The organism is Bacillus sp. SRB_8 (assembly GCF_003264205.1).
Classification (GTDB): Bacteria; Bacillota; Bacilli; order Bacillales; family Bacillaceae_G; genus Bacillus_A; species Bacillus_A mycoides.
Map to the genome: position 1 here is coordinate 1 of NZ_NADT01000110.1, position 1,301 is coordinate 1,301.

Consider the following 1,301-nt stretch of genomic DNA (forward strand, 5'->3'; position numbering starts at 1 on the left):
TGCAGTGACCCCTGTCAAGTAGACAGTATTTAAAAAGCGCAACTAAGCAACCTGAGTTCTATATTTATATGGACTCAGGTTATTTAATTTCTTTTGAAATCTTTGATGGTTATAAAAGTGCATATATTTACGCACGGCAAGTTTGACCTCATTCGCTTTATGGAAGGAGTGTAAATGAAAACACTCTGCCTTAAAGTGACTGAAGAAGTTTTCCATACAAGCATTATCCCAACAGTTGCCTCTTCGAGACATACTTGCCTTCATCTGATATTTTTTAAGTAATTGATTATATTGACGAGATGTATACTGGGACCCTTGATCACTATGTAAGAGGATTCCCTTCACATTTCGTTTTTTCTTTGCCTTTTTCAGTGTATCTAACACAAGTTTTAAGTCGTTTCTACGACTAGTTTCATAGGCAACAATTTCATTATTGTATAAATCCTTAATAGCGGATAAGTACAAGCGCTGTCCATTGAAAATCAAATAGGTAATATCGGTTACCCATTTCTCATTCGGTTTTGAAGCTTGAAACTCCCTATTTAGATGGTTCTCTGAAATCACATAAGCTTCTTTTTTTCCGTAATAAGGTCGTTTTTTCCTAATTACGGCTTTGATACCTAGTTCACTCATCAATCTTTGGATACGCTTATGATTCAAATGAAGGTTATATGTGGCTTTCAGCCACACTTGTATTCTTCTATATCCATAAATTCCTCTTGATTTTTTATGACACGCCAATATCTTTTTCTTAATTTCGATATCCTCTGATTGTTTTTTTGAAGGCGTCGTATGCCGTTTTATCCAGTTGTAGTACCCACTTCTGGTTACACCAGCAATATCGCATAGAATGGTCACTGTATAACCTGTTTTTGTCATTTCATGGATGACTTCGAATTTTTTCGTTTTGGATACGACTTTCATTCCTCCTTTTACATCCCTAAGAGCTTTTTTAATATTTCATTTTCCGCTTCTAATCGTTGGATCTTAGCTTCAGGATCTTCGGGTCTAACTCTTGGTCTACCTAAACCTGGTCCTTTCGCTTTCCCGCGTTTTTCTTCTAGTCCTTTGATTCCTTCAGCTTCAAAGTGTTTCACCCAACGACTTACAACCGAGTGATGAATACCTAATTCTTTCGCAATGGTTTTATAGCTCATGCCTTCTTTTAAGTATAAATCTATAGCTTTTTTCTTAAATTCTACATCGTAAGTGACTCTAATTTTTCCCATAAAAAAATCCCCTCCATAGTAAACAGGTTAATGTGCTTTCTTTTTCCTGTCTACTATAAGGGGATCATATCA

Annotated in this window: 2 protein-coding genes; both read right to left on the bottom strand. The window is 35.7% G+C overall.

The features are described from left to right. Nucleotides 1-42: 42 nt before the first annotated feature. Nucleotides 43-924, bottom strand: coding sequence for an IS3 family transposase (locus B5P40_RS32085; RefSeq protein ID WP_100248490.1), 882 nt, complete (start codon nt 922-924; stop codon nt 43-45). Nucleotides 925-932: 8 nt separating this feature from the next. Continuing rightward, complete coding sequence (locus B5P40_RS32090; RefSeq protein ID WP_078177316.1) at nt 933-1,229, bottom strand: transposase; 297 nt, start codon at nt 1,227-1,229, stop codon at nt 933-935. Nucleotides 1,230-1,301 lie beyond the last annotated feature (72 nt).